Source organism: Devosia elaeis, assembly GCF_001650025.1.
GTDB lineage: Bacteria > Pseudomonadota > Alphaproteobacteria > Rhizobiales > Devosiaceae > Devosia > Devosia elaeis.
The window spans coordinates 1-19,665 of the sequence record NZ_LVVY01000035.1 but is presented as its reverse complement, the minus strand read 5'-3'; the positions used below and the strand labels follow the sequence as shown (position 1 = coordinate 19,665).

Here is a 19,665-nt window from a genome sequence, read left to right as displayed (position 1 = left end):
CTTCGGGCTTGTGCTTCTTCTGGGGCATTCCAACGTCCTCTCTAAGGCTCAATAGCCTACTTCAGGGAGGACCACTTTTCAGGGGGCAGACCAGGAGCTCACACCCACGTGCCGCTCCCAATCCCGCAAGAGTGTTACGTCTCCTAACAGGCGTACTATTCACCCGTCCTTCGGTCAAAAGGACTCGCGACCACCCCCACCAAAACGCGGCGACCGCGTTCAAGCGGCCACCGATGGCAGCCAGAGGTAAAAGCGCAGAACGCCGAAGCGGATCGCTGGCAGGTCGCGCGCAGGTCGCCGGCAGATCGCCAGCAGGTCACCAGGAGGTCGTGAAGAAACGACTCTGCGTTCTGATCATTTGCCACAAGGCTCGAGAAATGCGCCACCAGATTCTAGATAAGTGTTATCGGCGGCGTTTTTGATGGCCGTCACACCGCCGGCTCGATCATGACATCAGTTGGCGCATGCGACGGCCTGATGCGCCGTTTTCAATTTCAGTGCGCGACCGAAGCGGAAAAACGCTGAGCAAAGCCGCCCCAAAATCTCGTCCCAGATCTACCCTGACCTGCCAAAGATGCACGATGCAGCAGCAATACAGCGAATTTTGAGACGCAGAGCGACCAATGTAGTCCTGCCGGTCACTGCACGGCGCGGCCGGGGCTTGATCCGATCTGCATCGCTCGTTATCCAGATCCCGACCAGGATCGGAATTGCACTTCATGAAAATTGCCATCGTCGGCTCCGGATATGTCGGCCTCGTCTCCGGCGTCTGCCTCGCCGATTTCGGTCATGAGGTGATCTGCATCGACAAGGATGCCGACAAGATCGCGGCGCTGCTCCAGGGCATCATTCCGATTTACGAGCCTGGCCTGGACGAGTTGGTCAAGTCCAATGTCAGCGCCGGTCGCCTCAGTTTTTCGACCGACCTGCCGACCTCGATTGCGCCTGCGGATGTCGTTTTCATAGCGGTTGGGACACCCAGTCGGCGAGGCGATGGTCATGCCGATCTCAGCTTCGTTCGTGCCGTCGCCCGCGAAATCGCGGGCGCCGTCACCGGTTTTACCGTGGTCGCCACCAAATCCACCGTGCCGGTGGGCACAGGCGACGAGATTGCGCATATCATCGCCAGTATAAATCCAGGCGCCGATGTCGCCGTCGTGTCCAATCCTGAGTTTCTGCGCGAAGGCGCCGCCATTGAGGATTTCAAGCGGCCCGACCGCATCGTCATCGGCATCGAGGACGAACGCGCACGCGAGGTCATGACTGAAGTCTATCGCCCGCTCTATCTCAACCAGTCTCCGCTTCAGTTCACCGGGCGACGCACTGCTGAACTGATCAAGTATGCCGCCAATGCCTTCCTTGCCATGAAGATCACTTTCATCAACGAGGTGGCGGATTTGTGCGAGGCGTCCGGTGCCGACGTCCAGGAAGTGGCTCGTGGCATCGGACTCGACAATCGCATCGGGTCGAAATTCCTCCACGCCGGACCGGGCTATGGCGGCTCCTGCTTCCCCAAGGATACCCAGGCCCTTGTCAAGATCGGCCAAGATTTCGGCAGTCCCATGCGCCTGGTCGAAACCACCGTGTCCATCAACGATCACCGCAAGCGCGCCATGTCGCGCAAGGTGATCGCGGCCTGTTCTGGTGACGTTCGCGGCAAGACCATTGGCGTGCTCGGCCTCACCTTCAAGCCCAATACCGATGACATGCGCGAGGCGCCCTCCATCGATCTGATCCGGGGGTTGCAGGACCGCGGCGCCAAGGTGGTCGCCTACGATCCACAGGGCATGATGGCAGCGCGTGAGTTACTCAAGGATGTCATCTTCGTTGAAAATGCTTATGACGCGGCCCGGGGCGCCGATGCCATGGTGCTGGTCACAGAGTGGAACGAGTTCCGCTCGCTGGATTTGGAACGGATCAAGTCCACCATGACGGCGCCCGTCTTTGTCGATCTGCGCAATGTCTATCCGCTGCAGGAAATGGCGCGGCACGGCTTCACCTATGTCAGCATCGGCCGGCGACAGCCGGGTACTTCGCTGACATATTGACAATCGAGCGCTGGGGCACAGCAGTTCGCATCACGCCCGCCTTGTTTGCCATTCGTGAAAAGTGCAGCTAGAGCAAGGGAACGCAGTTACCCGCGGAACTCATATGAATTTTTGGCGTTGGCTACGGCCTTACCTCTCATTGCTGATCCGGTTCTTCCACATCAGTTTTATCGAGGCACAATCGGAACACCAGAGCACCAAGCTCGGAATTTTATGGATACCGCTCTCGACGCTAATCTTCACGGCGCTGCTGGCCCTTGTGTTCAAGCATTCCGATGCAGTCCCTGTCGGCGACTTCTTCGTCTATGTGCTGTCAGGCTATATCCTTTGGCTATTCATCCAGGATTCCATTTCCGGCAGCACAACAGTCATTCAAAGCCGCCTCGATTTTGCGATCCACAACAACATTTCCATGCTGGGTCTGTTTCTGAAGGTTCTCGTCGATCGCTTGTTCGAGCTTGGAATCAACACCGTGTTGCTCGTGGTCGCGCTTGCGCTGTTCTCTCCTCACAGCTTCGGGCCCAACTTGCTGCTGGCACTAGTGCTCCTGCCCCTGATATCGCTGACCTCCATTTCCCTAGCCTACCTCGTCAACCTCGTCACCATCATGTTTCCCGACATGGGCGCCGTCATCCGCACCGGAGTGCGGTTCGTTTTCTTCGCGTCACCAGTCTTCTGGGTCTATGATGGGGTTACCGGCGTCCGTCACCTGCTGGCCACCTACAATCCGGTGTCCTATTATCTGGCCATAAATCGCCAGGTTTTCGGCGTCGAACCGGTGATGCTCCGAACCTGGCTCACTGCAATGGTCATCTCAGCCGCCCTTGTCGCCATCAGCGCGCTGACCTTTGCGCGCACCAAGTCGATTGTGACCAATATCAAATGACCAAGGCCAAGATCGAACTCACCAATGTCTCTGTAAGCTACTTCCTCAAGAAAAGCGGCAATTCACAAAAGGCGCTGGAGAAAGGTTCGGTGGGCGCGCAGATCCTTGTTGGCAAGCGTTATCTCGAGGTGGCAGCGCTCAAGAACGTGTCACTGACCATCAACGAGGGCGAGCGCGTGGGGCTCGTCGGAATCAACGGGTCGGGCAAGACGACCTTGCTCAAGCTGTGCGCAGGGGCGCTCAGCGTGCAAAGCGGAAAGCTGGAGATCGTGGGCAACGTCAGCCCGCAATTCTCGCTCGGTTCGGGCATAAAGAGCACGCTGTCGGGTCGACAGAACGCACGGCTGAAATGCCTTTACATGGGGGTTCCTCAAAGCAGGATTCTCGATTACGTCGAGGAGGTAAAGCGGTTGTCCGGCCTAGGCGGCTATTTCGAGTTGCCGATCCAGAGCTATTCGGCGGGCATGAAGTCGCGTTTCGTCATGAGCCTATTGCCGCTGGTTCGGGGCGAAATCCTGATCATGGACGAATGGATCAACGCGACGGATACGGCCGTCGACAGCATTCAGCAAAGGCTGATCAGCAAGGCCAAAATCCTGCTGCTAGCCAGCCATTCGCGAGCGGTCCTAGAAACCTGGGTTGAACGCCTGATCTGGCTCGACCGAGGCGAGCTAAGGGCGGTCGGACCGGTCAGTGAAGTCTACGACGCCTATCACGAGTACATGCTCGCCAATAAGGCGGCCGCCAAGAAATGACATCGCACGGTTCTGGGAGGGCCATAGTCGATTTGACGCTTTGGCAATCCCTCCATCACGAGGGGTTGCGGAGGGTCAGTACTGTTGTCGACGGAAACGCCAATTACGACGAGCTGCTGGAATATCGCCTGACCGACGAAGATCGCGCAAAATATGGCCCTTCGGCATCATTGGAAAGCAAGCAGCAGCACGCATGCACCCATATCGCCCGACATCTTCTAGAAAAGCGCCACACCGTCATCGTGCCACGATATTCCGGTTTCGTGAGCGAGGGCTCAACGCCGAACAACGACCGGGAATATCAGTTCTTCGAGGAAACCTGCGCTCCGCTGGGTATCAGGGTGCGCCAGCAAAATTATAGCGAGACCTCGACGATCGGTATGGGCAAGCGCTCGAGCGCCGAAGAGGCGATGCTCGAAACCGTGTTGGAGGACGCACAGGCCTATTACCGTTCACGCGACGCCATCAGCGCGGGCCTCGTACGTCAGCTCACGCTGTTCAGTGTTTCCTTTTTCCGGACCGCCGTCGCTTTCCACCGTAAGGGTGCCGTGCTTCCGGGCGTGTTGGTGCAGGCCAACGATCACTCGCCGGTTCGGGTGGCCTATTCAATGGTAATGAAGGGATTGGGCATACCTCGCATTTACCTGCAGCACGCGGAAGTGACTTCGCTTTTTCCACCCCTCGATTTCGAGTACAGCATTCTGCGCAATGCCCACTCCAAATCGATTTACGAGTCTCTCGGCCCCGCGTCGGGCCAAGTATTCGTGCTGCCGCGCTACCGGGAACCGTTTGCGGCCGAGGACCTTGGCAAGGAACTCGTCGCGCCGGTCACGGTGGCGATCTACCCAACATCGCGCGTTGTGGTTGAAGGGCTCAAGGCCGTCATCAAGAGCCTTCGGTCCAATGCCGGCGTCGGCAAGATCGTCATCAAGCAACATCCAGCTGCAGCGCGACAGTTGCAGGATGTGCTCGACGGCATGAGCGTAGAATTTGCCCCGGCGATCCCTGACGAACGACACTTGGCTCTCGTCGGCAATTCAGCAGTCGTCACTGAATTGCTGCATCTGGGTATTCCGGTCTACCAGAATTTTACCTTCGATCCGGTGTCGCCCGACTATTACGGCTTTGTTGCCAAGGGCCTAACCCAGTCCGTCACTGTCGAAAACCTTGCTGGCGAGTTCTGGCGCCCATATAGGCTTGATGCCGCATGGCGTGCGGCATTCAAGCAGCTCGATCCGAGCGTCGACACCGCCTATGAGACAGAACGCGATCAGTTTCTAGCCGAGATGCAGCGCCTCAGGGCGGCCGTAGTGCCTGCCGGTCGGGGCGGCCGGATGCGTGGCAGCTTCAAGGCCCGCCTCAAGGCGGAAACCAAGCGCGGCCTCATTGGTCTCATCAATGCGTCCCCAGCGATTTCTGCACCGGTGCTGGACTTCGCACTGTCCGGCGCGTCGAAGTTGGGCAATTTCCTGACGCTTTACAGCTATCTCGGCGCCAATTACCTGAGGAACCGTACCAATATCCCAGTAAAGAGCGGCCGATGGGGCGCTGACAAGACTCCCGGCCAGTCCCGCACGGATCCGGCAAGCGCGCTACCGCTCGTCGAGGCGACGCTGGGCAACCTGCGCGATCCGGCGGCCTGGATCGCCGAAAACCAGCGCTTAGGCGTCTTCGGCGATGACCTCGTCATCCGGGCCCTCGAGAACATGTTCCAGGACCGGCGACCGGAATTGGGCGACGTCTTTGCGGGCTTTTCCGCCTGGCCAGAAGGGTCAACCGTCGGTACGTGGGTCTATCTCAAGCGCGCAGAATGGGGAAACATCGCGCTTGACGTCGCCGAACTGGATCGGATCGGTGTCTACGTCCATGGGCTCGGGGCCGAGAAGGTGGCGAAACCGCTCCTTGAACGCCTGCTGCTTCTGGCGCTGATCAGGAATGGCACAACCAGCCAGTTGGATGCATTCTGGGGCCGGGCTGCGACCACGACAATCGAGACCATCGGCACCAATGTTCGCATCGGCCTGCTACAAAAGCTCTATGACGATCAACGCAGCATGGCGCAGGCAGTGGCCACACGCCAGCGCATCGAGGCAACGTCGTCGCCCTTCGAGCTCCTCAAGTTGCGCAACATGGATTACCTTTCGGGCCGCGCCTCGCCGGGCTGGACCCACGAGAGAGCGGAAGAGCTGTTCGGCAAGCTCGCGCCCGGCGGCGCAGCGCGGGAGTTTCGCGAGATTGCGGTCCCTTTCTACGATCGTTTCCGCTCGAACATGGTGCTGATGGAAATCCGCACGGACCGGCTTCAGGTTACCTCGGCGCTCGACCACATCAGGCAATGCCTTAACGAAGGCAAACCCTTTTCATTCGTACGACTCAGCGACGGCGAAGGCTATCTCTTCCCCGGCCATCCGCATTTCAGTGCCGACGACTCACGCAATCGCGAACGCCATTGGTGGGATACCGAACTGCCGCGGGACCTGTCGGCCCGCATTATCGAGCGGGCGCAAAAGGCAATAGCGGCGGCAGACATCCTCGGCATTCCTTCGGTCTACAGGTTCATCCGCGACACCAGCGATACCACTCGCGCCCTGTCACAATCCTTGCAGGGCCGGGGTTTGCTGCAGGTGCTGGCCGGTCTTCCTCCCCTTCTTTCCAAGGATGTCCGTCTCTCCGAGGATAAGATGAATGTCTCGCTGTTTTCGGATCTCCAAACCGTACTGGATCTGGCGTCGAATGCGCGCCGGGCGTTTCTTGTCGGCAGCGTCAAACGCGAGCACCTGCCTGCGCCGCTCTCGGCACTGGCGACCCTCTCGACGGTGACCATACCGACACATGCTCGCACGGCCAGTAACGAGCGTTACATACCCAACACGACGGCATTGCCGTTCGTCTATGAAACAATACTCGGCGCGTTGGACGATGTCGGACCTGGAGATCTGGTGCTCGTTGCGGGCGGCATCGTCGGCAAGATCATGCTCGGCCATGCTAGCATGCGTGGCGCGGTTGCGCTCGATATCGGCAGCGTCATCGACGACTGGGTGAGCGGTGGCCAGAAGTCGCTGCGCTGACGCCAAACTGGCGGACGTTTCGTCCGCCACCTTCCATGATTGTGCGATCTAGTTCAGGATCATGTCCCAGCTGGTGGCGGTGCCGGCCTTGAGGTCCCGGTTTGCGCGGCGACCGATCAGCATCTCGTAATGCTTGGGCGCCAGACCGTGACCTGGCCGAACGATGCGGAGGTCTTCTTTTGTAAGGATCGATCCGGCCGGAACATCGCGGGCGACGTAAACCGACTGACGGAAGGCCAGTGATTTCTGCTCGGATTCGCCCGCCCCATAGGTGACGGTACCAAGGGACTGCCAAGCACGTTCTGTCTCAATTGCCAGCGATTTCATTTCCTCAGGCTCGAGCGAGAATACGCTATCGACCCCCCCATCGGCCCGGCGCAGCGTGAAGTGCTTCTCAACGACGCTGGCGCCGTGCGCGACGGCAGCGATGGCCGCACCGACGCCCATAGTGTGATCGGAGAGGCCGATCTCGCAGCCGAACAGTTCCCGCATGTGCGGAATGGTCAGCACATTGGTGTTTGCAGGCGTGGCGGGATAATTGCTGGTGCACTTGAGCAGCACGATATCCTTAGCGCCCGCTTGGCGCGCCGTGGTGACGGCCTCATGAATCTCCGCCACCGTGGCCATCCCGGTGGACACGATCATCGGCTTACCAGTCGCCGCCACTTTGCGGATCAGCGGCAGGTGTGTGCTCTCAAACGAAGCGATCTTGTAGGCGGGTACATTGAGACTTTCGAGAAAATCCACCGCAGTCTCATCGAAGGGCGTCGAGAAACACAGCATGCCATGGCGCTGTGCCCGACGCATGATCTCTTCGTGCCATTCCCACGGCGTGTGAGCTTCGTCATAGAGCTCGTGGAGGTTTCTGCCCTTCCAAAGACTATTCTCGTCTGTGATCTCAAAATCGCCGCCACGCACATTGAGCGTGATGGTATCGGCCGTGTAGGTCTGCATCTTCATGGCCTGGACGCCGGTCGCTGCCGCTGCGTCTACTATCTCCAGCGCCCTGGCAAGGGACTGGTTATGATTACCCGACATTTCGGCGATGATGAATGGCCGGGCGTCGCGGCCGATCTTGTGGGGACCGATATGCATGGTGAACCTTTTAGTTATGTCAACGACGTTCAAAGACGAGACGAGTCGGGTCGCTGCTTCGCAGCATAAAGCCTAGTGCCTCGAAGATGCGCCGGGAAGCGACATTACCCGGCTTGACCTGACCAATGATCGTACTGGCCTCGTAGCCGAGTTCGCGCAGGGCAGCTTCCATCATCGGACGCCCGACTCCGCGTCCTCGAAACTCAGGCGCAACAGAGTAGCTGACCTCCCACTCACCTCCCCGGTCATCGAATCGCACCTGCCCCACTGGCACGCTGCCTATAGTTTCGACGATAAACAATCGGCATCCCAAGGGATTGCGCAAGCGAGCACGAAACCACCTTGCGTGGTCCTCTGGCTTGATCGCAGCGGGGTTGTATCCGTTGGCGCGCGTCAGGGGGTCGTTGGCCCATTCAAGCAGCAGACCCTCGTCGCTCAACTCCGCATGTCGAACTGAAACGTCCATTGCCGGTCCTGCACCGAGAACAGCAGCGACCCGCTGAGCGCCCAGGCCATCCACCAATGCCATGCATCGCGACGACCATAGAGGATCAAGCCCTTCTCGCATGACCGCTTCAACGGCATCGCGGATGTTCGCAGAACTGACATGGGCAGCATCGCCGAGCCAACGAATTAGGTTCTGATCGGCCAATTGACGAGCGATCTGCCGTTGGTTTTCCGCCATGGTGATGACCAAGGCGGGCAGTCCCAGGCACATGCGTTCCCAATGCGTAGCGCCGCCCGCACCAATCGCCAAATCAGCGTTAAGAACAAACGGCGCCAAGCTAGCGACCCGATCATGAAGGCGGATAGCTTCATTACCAGCCACCATTTCCCTGATCGCGGCGAAATCGGCCGCGGCACTGGACAAGATGACGTCCGCAGAAGGCGGCCCGCCTTCGAGCGAGAGCAGCGCTTCTACGGCGCGACGCGTCAGACCTTGGTGATCGGCTCCGCCAAACGAAACCAGAATTTTTTCCGGTGCACCTTGCCTTGGACTGGTGCGTCGGCGCAAAACTTCATAATCGGGGGCGAGCAACGAATAGGACGGTCCCAAGAGAAGTGTTGCGTGCTCAGGTACGATGCCACAATAGCGATCTCTGCCGTCCGCGAAGAAGTTCTGGTCAAGCAGAACATCGCAATCGTGTTCCCGGTCGGCAAGATCATCAATAACCATGATCCGACGAGTTCGGCCCCGCAAGCGTCGCTGCCAGCGCGCATCAAGCGCGTAGTGATCCACGATAATCCAGTCGGCTCCCTGCACGCCGATAGCTGCCTCGGTTAGCCAGGCATCATCTTCCCAGGACGTGCCGAGCCACGCGGCGTGTGCCGGAGCACCCGGGTAGGGCTCATGATCGGTGCTGTCCTTTGCAAGCCGAGCGACCTCGAAGCCAGCAGCTTCGACCAAATCACACAGGTGCCCTTCGTGTTCGCGACAGACAAAGCGCACCAGTACGTTATGGCCACGCAATATTCGGGCAAGCGTGAGGCAGCGCATGACGTGACCGGTGCCGATGGAGCGAGATGCGTCCGCCCGAATGACGACTTGCCGCGCGCCCTGCATCATTGTGCCCGCAATGCTTGGAAAAGCCATTCGGCTCGCCGCCAATCTTCGGGCGTGTCGATGTCCTCCACACGATCTCGCGGCAATATGATCGGGCGTGACATGGGTGAGAACACTGGGCGCTCCTCGAGCCATGCCTGTAATGTTCCCCAATAAAACTGGCCTGCGTCATGAAAAAATTCTTCCAGGTCCTGCGAGCGGGTACTAAATTGTTCGGGATTTGCCATCTCGGCTCCGCCTGTTCCAGTCAGCCTGAAGGCACGCTGTATGGGAAACGGGTAGGCAGTCGCCGAGAATGCATAGTCGGCCCCAGCAGTGAGCAGCGTCTCCAGCCCTGCAACCAGATCCTGTGGCTGCACGAAAGGCGCGGTCGCGTAGATACAACAGACCTCTTTCGGTTCTTCGCCGGCGTCCTGAAACCAGCGGATGGCATGCGCGATGACGGGCAATGTACCGGCATGGTCGTCCGACAAATCCGCAGGTCGAACAAACGGCGTTTCCGCTCCCGCAGACTTGGCAACCTCCGCGATCTCGGGATCGTCTGTGGAAACGACAACTCGGTCGAAACACCCGCTTGCCAGCGCGGCCTCGATGGACCATGCGATCATTGGCTTGCCACAGAAGGATTTAATGTTCTTGCGCGGTATCCGTTTACTTCCGCCGCGAGCAGGGATTACAGCCAGCCTCATCCGAGCGCCTTTACCAGCGCGGCGACTACCGTATCCTGTTGCTCTTCGGACAAGGTGGCATACATCGGCAAGCTTATGGCCTCAGCATAATAAGCTTCGGCCTCGGGGAAGTCGCCATCCTTGAAACCGAAGTTGCGATAATATGGTTGGGTATGCACTGGGATATAGTGCAGATTCACACCGATGCCCTGCTCGCGCAGCGAAGCAAATACTTCCCGATGACTCCGGGTAGCATCACCCGGCACGCGCACTACATAAAGATGCAGCCCGCTATAGCTGTCCGGATGCTGCCAAGGCAAGATCAGCGGTAGCGCTGCCAGTTTCTCGTCGTACCGCCTCGCGAGATGGTGGCGCCGCTCGACGAAAGGCCCCAGGCGGCTCATCTGACTTAAGCCCAGGGCTGCCTGAAGCTCTGTCATGCGGTAGTTATAGCCCAGTTCAATTTGCTGGTAGTACCACGGTCCGTCGGGTACCTGTGTCATCTGCTCGACATCGCGGGTGATGCCATGGCTGCGAAACAATCGCATGCGGTTTGCCAGGCCGTCGTCATTGGTCATGGCCATTCCGCCTTCGGCAGTGGTGATGATCTTGACCGGATGGAAGCTAAAGATCGTAACGTCGCTATATTGGCAATTGCCTATCGGCAGGCCCCTGTAACGCCCTCCGACAGCATGCGAGGCATCCTCGACAATCGAGAACCCAAAGCGCTTGGATAGAGCGTGGATCGCCGCCATATCGCATGGCTGACCGCACAGGTGTACCGGAACGACTATCTTGGGCAGCCTGCCTTCGGTTTCCGCGCGTAGGAGCTTCTGCTCAAGCGCCGATGCAGACATGTTGTAGGTCCTGGGGTCGATATCGACAAAGTCAACCTGCGCGCCGCAATAGAGTGCGCAGTTGGCCGAAGCGACAAAAGTGACTGGCGACGTCCACAGCCAATCGCCCGGCCCGAGGCCCAACGCCAAGCAGGCAACGTGCAGGGCCGACGTAGCACTATTGACGGCGACGGCGTGCTTTGCCCCGACAAAGGCCGCCACCTCGTGCTCAAAACGCGGCACGAGTGGCCCCTGCGTCAGGTAGTCGGACCGCAGCACATCCACGACAGCGGCAATATCCGCCTCACTGATATCCTGCCGACCGTAGGGGATAACGCTCATATCTGCCCAATCTTGTCTCGGTTGGCAGCTATCCAGCTTTGCAGGGTTTCAACGCTCATCCAGTCCGCATTATTGTCGCTTGTGTAGCTGAAGCCTTCCGGAACCTTGGTCCCCTCCTTGATTCGTTCCTTGCTGGTACCCCAGTTGTTGATGGCAGGGAGGATCTTGTAGTGCTCGGGATACTCATAGGTGAAAAACGAGTCTTCAGGTCCGATCATTTGCTCGTGGAGCTTTTCGCCCGGACGGATCCCGACAAATTCCTGCCGCGCTTTGGGATCGACGGCTCTTGCCAGATCCGTGACCTTCATGGACGGGATCTTCTTAACGTAGATCTCGCCGCCTTCCATATCGTCGAAGGCGTGCCAAACTAGTTCCACGGCCTGCTCCAACGTGATCATGAAGCGAGTCATACGCTCGTCGGTGATCGGCAAGACACCCTTGCCATCCAGGGACAGGAAGAATGGAATGACCGAGCCCCGAGAGCCCATGACATTGCCATAGCGCACCACCGCGAAACGGGTATCGTGACCGCCGGCATAGGAATTCCCGGCGACGAATAGCTTGTCGGAAGCCAGCTTGGTTGCACCGTACAGGTTAATCGGGCTGCTCGCCTTGTCCGTCGACAGGGCCACCACCCGCTTGATACCGCGATCGATGCAAGCATCGATGACGTTCATAGCCCCGTTGATGTTGGTTTTGATGCACTCGAAGGGGTTGTATTCAGCTGTCGGCACGATCTTGGTCGCAGCGGCGTGCACCACGTAATCAACGCCATCCAGCGCTCGATAGAGGCGTTCCCGGTCACGCACGTCGCCAATGAAGAAACGTACGCGGCTGTCGTTATTGAACTTCTTTGCCATCTCCCATTGCTTCATCTCATCACGAGAATAGACGATGAGGCGCTCGGGATTGTAGCGCTCGAGCGTCATTGGGAGGAAGTGGTTACCGAAGGATCCGGTGCCTCCTGTAACCAAGATGGACTTACCTGAAAGCATCAATCCTCACTGTCTATTGAGTTCAAAACCGTTGAAGCGGAAGGCATCCGCTTTTGAAATGGTTGTGTCGAGAAAGGTGAAGTGGGACCTCGGACACGCGCGATCGGCAGTCTAAACCACTGCGTCAGCGTATCGACTTTCTCGATCTGCCGCTCCAATACGCCATCCGTCAGATTCTGCAAGCAAAAGCTTGCCGCTGGGACGAGTCCATCATCTAGCACCTACACCAAGCAATACTGTTCTAATCGTCTTAAACAAAACAAGCAGATCAAGATCAAATGACAACCTCTTTATATAGTATAGATCATAGGCGAGTTTTTTCACTTCCTGATCCGTAGTCTCCGCATATCCGGAACTGACTTGAGCCCATCCCGTAATTCCTGGAAGCACGAGCGATCGAAACGAGTACTTCGGCTCTACGCGTTCGGTGGCTTTGGCGACGTATTCCGCAACGGGCCGAGGCCCGATCAGACTCATTTCACCGCGCAATATATTTAACAGCTGCGGCAATTCATCGATTCTGAATTTTCGAATTGCTCGACATCCTGGAATAATGCGCTTGTCATTTTTTGCTGTTGCGCCACCAGCGGTCTTTTTATACATCGTACGAAACTTGTACATTCTAAAACGTTTACCACCGTAACCGCGCCGAATTTGTACAAATATTACAGGCCCACCGTCTCTAGCGAAAATGTACAAACCGACCACTGCTGATAACAGCAGAGTTATCGGCAGAGTAAGCAAAACAAAAGATACGTCAAAGAAACGCTTGGCCCGGGAATAGATGAGCTGACTTGGCGCGTACACCAGGTGACTTACATCAAAGCTTTCGACATCAAGTTTGCCATACCTCGCCTCAGCATACCGGGTCCATGGCAGAATTTCGACGCCTTCCAGGTAGCTTCGGGATAGCAATGGAGACCATTCGCCGCTGTGATGATGAACCACGTCTATCAGCAGGGTGTCTATCCCTTCGAGGGAGCCCTCAGGGCTATCGATGATGCTCAGGCCCCGGAGATCCTCTATCGCGACCTCCAGCCCTGGGAAACGGGCCACGGCGATGTTGGTCGAGTTTCTAAGGCGATTGAACCTCAGATTTCCATATGCCGTGAGCACTATCGCGATCAGGGCGCACCACGCCAACCCCGTGTAGCTTACCGGGATGCGGAACGCTGAGAGAACGGTTACAGCCACGCTGTACACTGCTAGGCTTACAATGACCCCCGTACCAATTGGTGCTTCATTTCGTCGAAACGCCGTCAGCACGGCTGCTGCCAGGAACGGAACGGTCGCAGTGGCGACAATGGCGGCTGCGATATTGTGCCAGTCGGACCGATTGGCGCTGATCATCACATAGGCATATACGGCCGACTGCAGCAGTGCCGATAGAATTGCCGGCCTCAAAAAGCCACGCATTTCCCTCACGTAGCGATGCTGCCTTAGGCGGGGACCACTGATAGACTCATGATACAATCCCCCGGCAGGACGTTCACTCGCCATTTCGAACTATGCGCCCCCAACGCCCGCGACGGCCTTCATTGCGCGGGCCGTAATGGCTCCATACACCTCGTATGGCATAGCTGCCGAAGTAGAATATTGCTTTGAGAAAGGACAATTGCTCAACCTCCCTGAGCAAACGCCACGTGAACTTGGCGGCCCGGAGTTTTCTGGCGGACATGGAAGTCGAGCGCAAGCGATAGTATCCGAGGCTTTCCTCCAGAGAAACTGCATGTTTGGTCCTCTTTAGCAAGCGGAGCCAAAGCCCGTAATCCTGCCGCATGGCAATGTCGGGCATTTCTACCTTACCGAACGCCGAGGTATCGTATACTGCAGTGAGGCAGCCAACGACGTTGCCAAAGAGTAGCTGTCGATAGCTAACCGATTTAGGTGCCCGTACGAAGCCTCGATGGGCGCCAGCTTCGTCAATGCGCTCGTATGAGCTGAAGCTGAACGCAACCTGATTGCGCACCATGAACTCGATCTGCCGCTCTAGCTTCTGTGGCTTCCACAGGTCGTCACTATCCAAGAAGGCGATATAGCGCCCACGCGCCATCGCCAGAGCGGCATTGCGGGCCCCGGCGGCGCCACGATTTGTCGAGCTCGTGATACAATGAACTCGCGAATCCAGCGACTGAAGCTTCGGAAGCAATTTTAGCGTATCGTCGGTCGACGCATCGTCCGAAATGATCAGCTCCCAATCGGCAAAACTCTGTTCCAGCACCGAGCCCACCGCGGCCTCGAGGAATGAAGCGCAATTGTATGAGGCCATGATGACGGACACGGTGATGGGAGGTCCACTTTGATCGCTGCAGGGGTTCATACAGTGTCTCCGTGGCCGGGGCCACTCGCTCGCCCTTGCAGGCCCCAGTGAAAAGATGGAGGATTGGTATCGTAAGATAACAAGGTTCGTCCTCACTCGGCGAGCGCCTACAAAGCAACTGTCGCGTTGCATAATAGAGGTGGCGCCACCAGCCCTTCATCGACAAAAGGCAGGAAAATCCTCCCCATTGAACCGCACCGGAGTTTGCCGGAGGCCATGTGGTTTGAGTTATGCGGCCATGGCCGGTTGATCCAGAGCTGCGTAAAAAATTGACCGGCGACATTCCCGATTGGCTCGAACAGGGTCCGGTTGTTGAACTGATTGCGTTCTGAGCACCACGGCCAAAAAGATCGTACCTCTCAAGACAGTCAGCACGGTGTGGACCATGCTAACATTCGCGGACAACTAGTAGGTTAGGGCCCGATTACGCGGACGAGAGCTTAATGCTTCCCTCGGCGATCTCGAGCACCTGCAACTCGATGTCGTCTGGCCCTTCGACTTTGTCGGGGTGTTCATCGGAACCGTTCACGCCCTAGCGCGCCGAGTACACCTTCACCAAAGCGAAAATGGCCACACCAAGTGCGATAAACGCGATAATGATAGCGGCCATGAGCGTGTCCTGTTTTTAGTGGTCTGACGAGTTCGTAGAGGTATGAACCCCTTCTAACATGCGATCAACAGCCAGCGTCATATAGGGGTCGCCGTTCGCAACATAGGCGGACATTTTTTCCTCGGCCCATGACGGGATGCCTACACGATCATTGGTGATCGGACGCAGGCTGTATTCGTTAGGAATGGCGACATCCTTCGTGCCCATATAGTGCAACAACGCCATTGCACGCCACCGAAGGTCCTCGTTTGGAGCGGGAAGTGGCTCGGTTAGAAGCGTTTCATAGTCAGTTCTGGATGAGGGGTAAATGAGGTCCAGCGGATAGTCGTGGCGTCCAAAGTGAGCCGCCATGACGACGGGCACACCCAATCCTGTGAGCTCGAGGCTTGAGGTGCCGTTCCAAAGAACAGCAGTATCCAGCATTGGCGCAAGATCGCCGATGTTAAAATCGCGGTGGCCAAGGAACACGACATTCTCAGGAAGGTTGGGCGGGCATACATCCCTGAGCTGTTCTGTTAGCTCCAGAGCGATTTCAGGTCTCAGCTCATGCGGATGGGGCTTAATTAGGAGGAGAATATCATTGGGGTGCTTGGCCGCGATGTTGATCGAGTGATTGATCCAGTCGATCATGTCGAGGTGAGCAGGCCCGCCGTCATAGGGCACGCTGAGATCACAAAGGATCTTTCCGAAGCAGCACACCACCTTGCGCCCCTCCTCGCGAGCGGTCTGAATAGTTCGGCCAATTTCGTCGTCCGATCCAATTGCTTTTCCCGATCGGTTGGCAGAAAGAAGATTGTCGAAGCGCTCGCGCACAGCATCGCTGCGGCCAAACTCAGTGTACCAGCGGTCGAACCGCGACTTGATGGCTAAGAATGGTGCCCGACATTCTCTGTGCAGCGTCATATCAACAACTGCCATCGACCTGGAATATTTGCCGCCAAGGTTCGAATAATAGTTTTCATAAGCTACATTGCAGGTGACGTAGCGAAGGTTTGGAAGACTTTTCCCGAGGCAGAAGTCTCGAATGACCGAATACGGTGCTACATGGCTGTTGCTACCCAAGAGTATTATTGGCGCCTCGGAGTTCTCTGCCGCTGCCTCTACCTTCTGACAAGCGCGCAGTACATAGTCGCAGCGCTTGAGGAGCGACATGAACGTCGATGCGATGGGCTCTTCCTCAATAAAGATCGTCGCGCGTCGATATATGGTGCTGAGGCGCTCGTATATCCCCTGATAGTAGTTGATTCCGCCACACATCACCCGGCGTTCGCTCCAATCCACCTCCCAGGCTAGGGAAACTTGACCGTCTTCTCGATTTCTGTGGATGCAATTGAACAGCGATCCTAGTTCGGGATGCATGTTCTCTGGCGGCCGCTGGTTCAACACGCCGCTCATAAGGGAGCCGACAGCAAAGCCCCGCCGCTTCATTTCGATGAGCGCAGGCGTCACCATTGCAAGGGTATTGTAGCAGTTAAGAGACGCGAGCAAGACGACGCCGTTGGGGCGTTCTGGTTGATCAACCTTGGCCAGCCAGTCGGAGGTCTCAGCGAGAAAGCTTAGCCGATCTATTGTGTCGGTGTACTGCAGACTTTTGCCCAAAGAAAAATGTCCAGTGGGGATCCGTCTTGCGTATTCCAGCGCCTCTCGGAAGTCGTTGCGATCCCAGGCCAGAGTGCTGAGCAGTGCGTATGCCTTGTGTGCTTGAGGCCCTGCGGATCGATCAATCAGTGCTTGTTCATCGGAGTGAGTGGCAGCGATACGCAACTCAAAGTCTGCAATGTGCGCAGGTTCCATCCATGAGCGCGACAGACTGAGCGTCTCGATGGCGGCAATGGCGCCGTGATGCTGTAGCACCTTGGACAGCAGCGAAGTCAACAAAGAGGACAAAGCTCGGGCGGACGATGTCTTTAGATTAGCAGCCCCCAGTCCCTTTAAGGCTTCAGTGACGTCGTGTAGCGCGACGTTCGAAAAATCGTCTATCGAGGCGACGATGGTATCAGAAAAGGCTTGGGTCCAACCGCTACTTTCCAGTGCGTCGCGAAGTTGGCGAATGATGCGTTCTTTGAGTATGACCCGATCTGTGGTGTTGACCTCAACTCGCACCGGCTTGCGCTTCAAGCTGACAGCAAGCCTGTAGAGGAAGTGAGCATCAAACGGCAATTTGATGCTCGACAGCGCGGCGTTCGCCCTATCGTACTCCAGGTTCGAGGTAAGCAAATAGAAGTACGTCGTAAACGCGCGCTCAAGCACTCGGCCTGTCGGGAGATGGGCGACATCCATTTCGGGAATGCGGGAGACCACCCGGCCGTTCAAGTTCTTGAATGCGAACTCGTAAATCTCGAGAAAAGCGATGGTACTCTTCGTGCCCAGATCATTCCTCTGCTCTGCCCAGTCTCCGAAAATCTCCATGACGACCTTCAGGCGGTCGTATTGTACCGTTTCTCGGCAGTAGATCAGTGCTTCTTCAAATAGAGTGATCGCCTCCGCATTCGAGAGTGTGATGAGCTTATCGAGGGCTGCGTCAATATCGTTATCAAACCGAGAGAGGACAGGATTTGAAGATTTCCGGGCCCCACGCGCGAGAACCTTCCTCGCAAGCTTTTGTCCTCCGGGAATCCTGTATACAGCTTCCTTGAGGGGGCGAAGTATGGATATGTTTCGCTGGTAAAATGAGACCAGCCCTGAGACAGAATTCGACATTGCGAGTCTTTGTGCCTTCTTTGGGAATAGGCCTTGGCCCACGGAATGCCATAGCGCCAATCGGACTTGCAGGGAAGTGCGGCCCGCGAAGTCTCTCTTCCGCCCGTACGGCTGTCAATCGGCACGGAACGTTGACCCCTTATCGGCATCCAATATTGACCCCCTGGTGAAGTTTGCGGGGCGGGCCGGACGTCGGAGCTGGTCAGGGTTGCGCAGGCGTTCGGCCCGCGTGGCGAGATGGTCAGGCTCGGTTCTTGAAGCGCCAGCTGTCGTTGCCGGTTTCGACGATATCGCAGTGGTGCGTCAGTCGATCGAGCAGCGCCGTGGTCATTTTGGCGTCACCGAAGACCGAGGGCCATTCCCCGAAGGTGAGATTGGTAGTGACGATGACCGAGGTCTGCTCATAGAGGCGGCTGACCAGGTGGAAGAGCAACTGGCCGCCGGACTGGGCGAAGGGCAGATAGCCCAGTTCATCGAGGATGATGAAGTCCTTGCGGCCCATATACTCGGCCAGGCGGCCTTGTTTGCCAGCCCGGGTCTCAGTCTCGAGCCTGTTGACCAGATCGACGACGTTGAAGAAGCGACCCCGCGCACCATTGCGGATACAGGCTCGAGCAATGGCGATGGCCAGATGGGTCTTGCCTGTTCCGGTGCCCCCGACCAGCACGATGTTGCGCTGGGTGGTCATGAAGTTGCCAGCGGCCAGGTCGCGCACCAGGGTCTCGTTAATGCCGGTATCATCGAACACGAAGTCCTCGACGTCCTTAGCCAGGGGCAGCTTGGCAATGGTCATCTGGTATTTGATGGACCGTGCCTGCTTCTCGGCGATCTCGGAGGTAAGCAGGTCCGAGACGATCCGTTCAGGTTGATGTTCGCGCTTTATGGCCGTGGCGATGATCTCGTCATAGGCGCTCTTCATGCCATAGAGCTTGAGCGTGTTCATGGTGGCCAGGATCTCGGAGCGTTCCATCATATTGCCCTCCTCAGGCTGTCATAGCGGGAACAATCGGCCGTTGGCTCGATGCGGAGCCGGAGGGCCTGTGGGGTGTTCAGGATGGTGACCGGGCTGCGCGGTTCACGTTGCCGGGCCAGGACGTTGAGCACGATATCGGCGGAACAGACCCCCTCGCGCACGGCTTCGGCGCAGGCGGCCTCGACAGCAGGCAGACCATCGCTGAGCACTGCGGTGAGGATGTTCACCATCTGCCGGTCGCCATCTTCTGCAGAGCGCAGCCGGCGCCGGATCTTCTCGATGCTGGCCGGCAGCACCCAGTCCTTGAAGGGTGCGCCATTACGCCAAGCCCCCGGCTTGCGCGCCAGCACCGGCACGTAATGCCAGGGATCGTAGACAGTCTGGTCGCGCCCGAAGGAGCGGGCATGCTCGCCTACCACGAGACCATCCTGGCGCAGCTCGATGCGGTCGGCATAAGCCCGGATCTCGACCGGCCGGCCGACGGCAGGTGCTGCCACCGAGTATCTGTTGTTGTCGAACCGGACCAGGCACGTCTTGGAGACCGATGCCGTTACCGCATGGAAGCCGTCGAAGGCACCGGCATAGGGCACCAAGCTGGGGCGTTCGGCTTCGAACACCTCCCAGACGGTCCGGTCTCGGAACTCGGGATGCCGGTGTGCCCGGGCATAGGCAATGGTCTTGTCCAGCAGCCAGGCATTGAGCTGGAGACCCGCAAAAACCCTCGCGGTTTTGATGCGGTCATGATTCATTGATGTCGCCCGATCATTATAGCGCGGCAATCTGGATGAGACGCTGGCGACAATCA

At 57.6% G+C, this 19,665-nt stretch carries 14 protein-coding genes; 4 read left to right on the top strand and 10 right to left on the bottom strand.

The features are described from left to right. Positions 1-719 precede the first annotated feature (719 nt). The 4 genes from A3840_RS01685 to A3840_RS01670 all read left to right on the top strand — a co-directional run bounded on the left by A3840_RS01685 (position 720) and on the right by A3840_RS01670 (position 6,757). Positions 720-2,048: a UDP-glucose dehydrogenase family protein gene (locus tag A3840_RS01685; protein WP_067450917.1), complete on the top strand. Its 1,329-nt coding sequence runs from the start codon at positions 720-722 to the stop codon at positions 2,046-2,048. 103 nt (positions 2,049-2,151) lie between these two features. Continuing rightward, the gene (locus A3840_RS01680) at positions 2,152-2,934 is read left to right on the top strand and encodes an ABC transporter permease (RefSeq protein WP_067450914.1); all 783 of its coding nucleotides are present in this window, start codon (positions 2,152-2,154) and stop codon (positions 2,932-2,934) included. Beyond that, positions 2,931-3,689, top strand: coding sequence for an ABC transporter ATP-binding protein (locus A3840_RS01675; RefSeq protein WP_082903571.1), 759 nt, complete (start codon positions 2,931-2,933; stop codon positions 3,687-3,689). Before A3840_RS01680 ends, A3840_RS01675 begins: the two co-directional genes overlap by 4 nt. Before the next feature lie 32 nt (positions 3,690-3,721). Next, positions 3,722-6,757, top strand: coding sequence for a hypothetical protein (locus tag A3840_RS01670; RefSeq protein WP_131798210.1), 3,036 nt, complete (start codon positions 3,722-3,724; stop codon positions 6,755-6,757). A 48-nt stretch (positions 6,758-6,805) separates the two neighbouring features. Here the strand turns inward: A3840_RS01670 and pseI are convergent, their stop codons facing one another. The 10 genes from pseI to A3840_RS01620 form a co-directional block, all read right to left on the bottom strand. Next, entirely contained in the window at positions 6,806-7,852 is a 1,047-nt protein-coding gene (gene pseI / locus A3840_RS01665) for a pseudaminic acid synthase (protein WP_067450923.1), read from the bottom strand. Between the two features lie 19 nt (positions 7,853-7,871). Next, complete coding sequence (pseG, locus tag A3840_RS01660; RefSeq protein ID WP_082903570.1) at positions 7,872-9,446, bottom strand: UDP-2,4-diacetamido-2,4,6-trideoxy-beta-L-altropyranose hydrolase; 1,575 nt, start codon at positions 9,444-9,446, stop codon at positions 7,872-7,874. Further along, a complete protein-coding gene (pseF, locus tag A3840_RS01655) occupies positions 9,416-10,105 on the bottom strand; it encodes a pseudaminic acid cytidylyltransferase (protein WP_067450905.1) in 690 nt (229 codons plus the stop codon). Before pseF ends, pseG begins: the two co-directional genes overlap by 31 nt. Continuing rightward, positions 10,102-11,262: a UDP-4-amino-4,6-dideoxy-N-acetyl-beta-L-altrosamine transaminase gene (gene pseC / locus A3840_RS01650; RefSeq protein WP_067450902.1), complete on the bottom strand. Its 1,161-nt coding sequence runs from the start codon at positions 11,260-11,262 to the stop codon at positions 10,102-10,104. The genes pseF and pseC overlap by 4 nt, the downstream gene beginning before the upstream one ends. Then, positions 11,259-12,257, bottom strand: coding sequence for a UDP-N-acetylglucosamine 4,6-dehydratase (inverting) (pseB, locus tag A3840_RS01645; protein ID WP_067450899.1), 999 nt, complete (start codon positions 12,255-12,257; stop codon positions 11,259-11,261). The genes pseC and pseB overlap by 4 nt, the downstream gene beginning before the upstream one ends. A gap of 210 nt (positions 12,258-12,467) precedes the next feature. Beyond that, positions 12,468-13,673, bottom strand: a complete 1,206-nt coding sequence (locus A3840_RS01640) for a sugar transferase (protein WP_245676528.1) — start codon at positions 13,671-13,673, stop codon at positions 12,468-12,470. Positions 13,674-13,746: 73 nt separating this feature from the next. Continuing rightward, positions 13,747-14,577, bottom strand: a complete 831-nt coding sequence (locus A3840_RS01635; RefSeq protein WP_082903569.1) for a glycosyltransferase family 2 protein — start codon at positions 14,575-14,577, stop codon at positions 13,747-13,749. Positions 14,578-15,202: 625 nt separating this feature from the next. Continuing rightward, positions 15,203-17,887 (bottom strand): hypothetical protein, encoded by a 2,685-nt coding sequence (locus A3840_RS01630; RefSeq protein ID WP_067450893.1) that lies wholly within the window; start codon positions 17,885-17,887, stop codon positions 15,203-15,205. A 241-nt stretch (positions 17,888-18,128) separates the two neighbouring features. Next, entirely contained in the window at positions 18,129-18,857 is a 729-nt protein-coding gene (gene istB, locus A3840_RS01625; protein WP_109442256.1) for an IS21-like element helper ATPase IstB, read from the bottom strand. Next, on the bottom strand, positions 18,857-19,665 hold an 809-nt coding region (locus tag A3840_RS01620; protein WP_425388829.1), incomplete at its 5' end, for a Mu transposase domain-containing protein. The genes istB and A3840_RS01620, both read right to left, overlap by 1 nt.

Excerpts from the sequence above, each read along its gene's own strand:
- A3840_RS01685 (WP_067450917.1), top strand. The coding sequence starts at position 720 with ATGAAAATTGCCATCGTCGGCTCCGGATATGTCGGCCTCGTCTCCGGC.
- A3840_RS01680 (WP_067450914.1), top strand. The coding sequence starts at position 2,152 with ATGAATTTTTGGCGTTGGCTACGGCCTTACCTCTCATTGCTGATCCGG.
- A3840_RS01640 (WP_245676528.1), bottom strand. The coding sequence starts at position 13,673 with ATGCGTGGCTTTTTGAGGCCGGCAATTCTATCGGCACTGCTGCAGTCG.
- pseB (WP_067450899.1), bottom strand. The coding sequence starts at position 12,257 with ATGCTTTCAGGTAAGTCCATCTTGGTTACAGGAGGCACCGGATCCTTC.
- pseG (WP_082903570.1), bottom strand. The coding sequence starts at position 9,446 with ATGGCTTTTCCAAGCATTGCGGGCACAATGATGCAGGGCGCGCGGCAA.
- A3840_RS01675 (WP_082903571.1), top strand. The coding sequence starts at position 2,931 with ATGACCAAGGCCAAGATCGAACTCACCAATGTCTCTGTAAGCTACTTC.
- A3840_RS01630 (WP_067450893.1), bottom strand. The coding sequence starts at position 17,887 with ATGTCGAATTCTGTCTCAGGGCTGGTCTCATTTTACCAGCGAAACATA.
- A3840_RS01635 (WP_082903569.1), bottom strand. The coding sequence starts at position 14,577 with ATGAACCCCTGCAGCGATCAAAGTGGACCTCCCATCACCGTGTCCGTC.
- pseC (WP_067450902.1), bottom strand. The coding sequence starts at position 11,262 with ATGAGCGTTATCCCCTACGGTCGGCAGGATATCAGTGAGGCGGATATT.
- istB (WP_109442256.1), bottom strand. The coding sequence starts at position 18,857 with ATGGAACGCTCCGAGATCCTGGCCACCATGAACACGCTCAAGCTCTAT.
- pseF (WP_067450905.1), bottom strand. The coding sequence starts at position 10,105 with ATGAGGCTGGCTGTAATCCCTGCTCGCGGCGGAAGTAAACGGATACCG.
- pseI (WP_067450923.1), bottom strand. The coding sequence starts at position 7,852 with ATGCATATCGGTCCCCACAAGATCGGCCGCGACGCCCGGCCATTCATC.